The organism is Candidatus Culexarchaeum yellowstonense, assembly GCF_024707025.1.
GTDB lineage: Archaea > Thermoproteota > Methanomethylicia > Culexarchaeales > Culexarchaeaceae > Culexarchaeum.
In genome coordinates this window covers 1-4684 of the sequence record NZ_JANGFQ010000181.1, presented here as the reverse complement: position 1 = coordinate 4684, position 4684 = coordinate 1, and the positions used below count along the sequence as shown (strand labels likewise).

Genomic DNA, 4684 nt, shown 5'->3' with positions numbered 1-4684 from the left:
TCACATCGATTGGCCCCTCAACCTCAAGGTAGAGCTCCACAGCCTCCTTAATCCTCTCCAAAAGCTCATCCAACGTTCTAGCCTGAGTATGGCAACCTGGAAGTTCAGGAACATACGCCACATAATAACCATCCTCATCCTTCTCTATAACTACACCAAACCTCAACTTCACCATACACTATACACTCTAACAATGGAGATATTTTAAACTTATGAACTAAAATACTAATGGATAATAGAACATGTCAGGATAAAATGAATTATAAAGAAGGGAAGTTGTCTTTGCCTTGCCAGTTCACGTTTGATTTCTAGGAGTGGCTTCGCCAACTCAACTCTCTGGAAGGCTGTCAGATGCCTACGCAATAGGTTGGCTTCTATGGACCTGAAATATGTATTGGAGACTTGGAGATTCTCCAAAATCCTCCTCTCCAGATTCCCCTAGTAACTGTTGGAGCATGAAGCCTTCTGTGAGCATTCTCCAACGAGGCTTGGAGGTTTGGGAAATATTAAAGTGTGATCGTAACAATATGCGTATTTGGCATATGGAACCACAATTTTGTTGGACATTGAAGCTCAACAAAGATTCATAGGTTTTATTGAAGTCTTCTTTACTCCCCCCAGATACCCCCTCAATCCTGTATTCAAGGTTCATAGCGACATTTAACATTAGTTCAAGCCCTCCCTAGGGAGTAGTGGGATCTCCCTCTCCAAAGCTTTGAATCTTGGGTCTTCATATAACTTTATGAGGGTCTCCAAAACTTCCACATATTCCCTTAGTGTAGCTACTATTATGACTCCCCCTCAATGGACATTTTGGAACCATATATGGCTCCAAAAATGTATTGGAACCAAAATTTGCATGTTTTGGAGAATTGATATCTCTGGAGAATGGGATTCCAGCATGAACTAGAGAAGTTTGAAGCTACATAAAACTTTCTCCAATTTTCCATTTCTCCAGTGGCTGTAAATTTCCAAATCCTCCAGGGATTTTGGAGTCAAAATTGTGGATTCCCCCCCTGCAAAGAATGAATTTCAAGCGTGAATTGGTGGAGCTTGAAGCCATATTAAGTCCTTCAACGTTGAAGGAATTTCAACGCTTCAACAAATCCTCTTTAATCAATATTCGATTATATTATTTCCTTTCTTCCAATGTTGAAGTCAACAAAGCTTCAACATTCCTTCAACGGAATGGGAATTGTTTGGATTTCATTTAAGCATAAACTTAAATCAATTCCACACAACCATATGCTTAGGTTCAGGTCCCATAGATCGTATATGGAGATTTGAAAAATGAGTTTTCAGAGTGAATTAGAGGAGCTTTAAGCCACATCATCATGAATAAGTGTTTTTGAATAGTTAGACTTAAAGATTGCATTGTCAATTATGCTTGATCATGTTTTCCAGGCGGACATGGGCTTACATGCATACACATGGATATGTGGAAACATTTTCCAAACATTTTCAAGGCATATTCTGAATGCATCTTCAAAACTATATTTAAGCTTCAACAAACAACTGCCACCCAAAAATGGCGTTATCAGCTAATATTTATTAATGAAAGAAATTATAGAATTTTCCTATCATTTTCGAGGAAGGAATGAAAATAAATTACTTAAACCATTCTTTCTCATTAACAGATTAAAAACTGATATCTTTTCATCCTCAGCATTAATTCACAGTTAATAAACCTTGCACAACTCTCCTCTCATAACGGCCGTAAACAATCTCATCATGAATTCTAACAACCTCTAGAACCCCCTTTTGTAACACCCTATACTAATTCTAGGGAGGGTTTCATTGCCTGCATGTGAACTCCCTAATCATGGCCCCCATTTTCCACATCCTTACATCTACAATTCTATGGCTGGCGTCCTTTCAAGCTTTCCAGTTACTGGGTTCACTTTGAAGCCTAAGACTTCGAGGGTAGTATATCCAATTATGGGCATCTCTTCATCTCCCCCAATTGCCAAGAGGACGGGCCTCTTAATGTCCTCTATCTCAACTTCCCCCAGCGCTAGGCCCCTCATCACAGTCCTCCCATCCCCAAGCATGACTTCAACCTTGTACTTGACCTGAAGCCCTATCTCAGAGGCCACAGATCTCGGAATCTTCGTGAAAGTTGCCCCCGTATCCACAAACCCCTCTAGCTCAGCGAAACGTTCACCGTTATAAACCTTAAACTTCACGCGAGTCTCGCCCATCTACAGTTAATCACCAAGAAGGATTATGAACTTTAATGTGATAAATCTTTCCCCTCTAAAACATGCCCTTCGATATCAGAAGATGTCGCTTAAATTTGGGGCATCACCAAAATAACTAATGATGGTGGCCCGCTACACTTTGCCATATCTTTCCTCACGACGGATTTTAGTGGATAACCTTAAGGGTTTGGGTTTCATAGAGCTTTACTTGGTTTACATTGAGTCCTCCACCCTTATGCTCATGCCCCCATAACTTCATTTCCATCAATAGAACATAACTTTCATCCCTCTTCTTACTTTTGTACTTTAAATCTGATTCATCAAACAACCAACATTTTCAGGAGGTCCTGGAACTATATCATGAAAGGCAACAATCCTTCCTCATAAGATAGACTCCCCTCTTTCGAAGAAGCGCTTTATAGATTAGGACTGGGGTCCAGAGTTAAGATCTTCTAGGTTTTCTAGAGGCTCAATTGTGTCAGGTTCACTATCACATTTTTAAGCTCATGATAAGCCATGTCCGCACTAGATGATAATGTGATTAAGGGGGATCAACATATCCTAAATGAATGTAGGGTTGGAAATGGGGAGATGCGCGGCCTATTAGTCCTCAAAGCAAGAGCTATACCATTTCTTTTAACTTCAGGGGATGAACTCTCTATGTATGTTCGCTACACTTATGCGTGATTATATCCTCCAAACAAACCTCCTTGTTGGATATACCTCGTCAGTCGTAGGGTTAACGGCTAATCCTAGGGTTTCAAGGGTTTCAGCGCTCACAAAGACCTCGCCCTTCTCCATTATGGCTGCCCATTCTGGAGCACCCCTTCCCATCATCTCGATAAATATAGGTCCTACATCAACTTCCCTAACACTTCCATCTGCAAGTTCAGCTTTCACCTTGAACATGGGCTTAACGCCCAACTTCTCAGCTACTTCCCTAGGGATTAAAAGTCTGTTCGTGCCAGTATCGATTAGGGCATCGACTTCAAGTGTTCCTTTCTCACCGGTGAGTCTAACCCTTTTACGCATTATTCCCATAGACATCACGATCACTTATAAGTGACATTTTCAGATAAAAAAGGTAACTGTTGGGTAAATTTGAATTTTCGCGGAGTAAGCTCGCACGCGAACAAAATAGGCTTCATTAAAGTTGTAATGTTATTGTTGTCGCTTACAGTTGCAATTGCACTAGTCATTTACGCCCTAAACGAGTACAAATGGAACATTCAAGATTTAGTCACGCCTTAGCACGCGCTTCTTCAAACTATTTGAATGATACACTTTCTCATCCCAGTTTTAACTTAATAATGGAAGACGAAGCTTGGCACATTCGATAAATAACCCTATTACAGCAATACTACACATAGAGAGCACCTATACCATACCCACTTTGCCTCCAGCCTTTGACGAGTTCAACATAACTAAAGCCATGTTCAATTTCATTCCAAAAATTTGGCACACCACCAACATTTTCTGGATTATTGCTTTCCGGGAACAATATCATGAAGAGCAACAATTCCCCCCTCTCTTACTAATGGCGAGTACATCTCAAAATTCCTCTTCATCTATAAATAGAAAATCCGCATTATCACAGCCTAAAATTCTCCTAACATCCTCAAACATTCCAGAAGTGGTTTCATGATAATTCGACATTACCATGATCCTTTCAAACACTTTACCTAAAGCTTTAATTATCAGTCTAAGTAAGGTTATTGAGGGGTGTAGCTATGGGTGAAACTCGTATTCATGTGAGGTTTCGTGCACTGCCGACGAGCCCAGCATCGAGTGAGCTAAGCTTACTTGTGGACACTGGAGCCGCATATTCTTGGTTGCCGAGGAAGTTTCTTGAGGAACTTGGTGTTAAACCCATTAGGAAGGGTAGGTTTAAAACCATAAAGGGAGAAGTCATTGTTAGAGATGTGGGATATGTATTTGTGGAATATGAAGGCGAAATAGCACCAACACTTGTAGTCTTCGCTGAGGAAGGTGATGAAAGCGTCTTCGGTCTTCATGCCCTTGAGAGCTTAGGCCTTGAAGTTGACCCTGTAACGAGGCAAGTGAAAAGGAGTGAAGCTTTAATAGCCTTATAAGCAGCCATTCTAGTTTAGCGTTAACTTTCATCCCTCAATGATCACCATGGGGAGGGCTTTCACCTTGAACAATTATCCTTTCCATAAAGGTTCATCATTTTACCCTCATAACTTGAAATATATTAATTAAAGTTAACTATTCAGAAACTGTTGACAAACCCATCAGTTATGGTAGGCTTGAGCATGTCATCTACATGATGGTTAAGGTTTAGAAGAGGAAAGTCTCGATTTTTCTCAGTTTACCTGTGTTTGTATCTGGGATGAATCCTGCAAGTTCTATCGTTGTAATTCCTATGATTATGGAATCGTCAACGTCGAGTTTTCTTAAAGCCTTTTTAACTTCCTCACTAAGTCTTACGGCAAGAACCTTTTCATAATCTAATACCTCCT

Annotated in this window: 9 protein-coding genes; 2 read left to right on the top strand and 7 right to left on the bottom strand. The window is 40.4% G+C overall.

Annotation, left to right across the window (positions count from 1 at the left end):
- From MRT15_RS12650 to MRT15_RS10695, 3 genes are all read right to left on the bottom strand, one after another.
- On the bottom strand, positions 1–175 hold a 175-nt coding region (locus MRT15_RS12650; RefSeq protein ID WP_369684938.1), incomplete at its 3' end, for a type II toxin-antitoxin system HicB family antitoxin.
- Positions 176–438: 263 nt separating this feature from the next.
- Positions 439–567: a hypothetical protein gene (locus MRT15_RS10700; protein ID WP_304330148.1), complete on the bottom strand. Its 129-nt coding sequence runs from the start codon at positions 565–567 to the stop codon at positions 439–441.
- Positions 568–1850: 1283 nt separating this feature from the next.
- Positions 1851–2201 carry an aspartyl protease family protein gene (locus MRT15_RS10695; protein WP_304330146.1) on the bottom strand — a complete coding sequence of 117 codons (351 nt, stop codon included), beginning with the start codon at positions 2199–2201 and terminating at the stop codon, positions 1851–1853.
- A gap of 516 nt (positions 2202–2717) precedes the next feature.
- Between MRT15_RS10695 and MRT15_RS10690 the strand changes: the two genes are divergently transcribed.
- Positions 2718–2888: a hypothetical protein gene (locus MRT15_RS10690; RefSeq protein ID WP_304330145.1), complete on the top strand. Its 171-nt coding sequence runs from the start codon at positions 2718–2720 to the stop codon at positions 2886–2888.
- Here the strand turns inward: MRT15_RS10690 and MRT15_RS10685 are convergent, their stop codons facing one another.
- The 3 genes from MRT15_RS10685 to MRT15_RS10675 form a co-directional block, all read right to left on the bottom strand.
- Positions 2889–3248 (bottom strand): aspartyl protease family protein, encoded by a 360-nt coding sequence (locus tag MRT15_RS10685; RefSeq protein WP_304330144.1) that lies wholly within the window; start codon positions 3246–3248, stop codon positions 2889–2891.
- Between the two features lie 313 nt (positions 3249–3561).
- Positions 3562–3717, bottom strand: a complete 156-nt coding sequence (locus MRT15_RS10680; RefSeq protein ID WP_304330143.1) for a hypothetical protein — start codon at positions 3715–3717, stop codon at positions 3562–3564.
- Positions 3718–3752: 35 nt separating this feature from the next.
- Positions 3753–3878: a hypothetical protein gene (locus MRT15_RS10675; protein ID WP_304330142.1), complete on the bottom strand. Its 126-nt coding sequence runs from the start codon at positions 3876–3878 to the stop codon at positions 3753–3755.
- Between the two features lie 53 nt (positions 3879–3931).
- Here MRT15_RS10675 and MRT15_RS10670 point away from each other — a divergent pair, with 53 nt between their 5' ends.
- Positions 3932–4294, top strand: coding sequence for an aspartyl protease family protein (locus tag MRT15_RS10670; protein WP_304330140.1), 363 nt, complete (start codon positions 3932–3934; stop codon positions 4292–4294).
- A gap of 208 nt (positions 4295–4502) precedes the next feature.
- On the opposite strand, the gene MRT15_RS10665 is transcribed toward MRT15_RS10670, so the two are convergent.
- The coding region (locus MRT15_RS10665; RefSeq protein WP_304330139.1) for a hypothetical protein at positions 4503–4684 on the bottom strand (182 nt) is incomplete at its 5' end.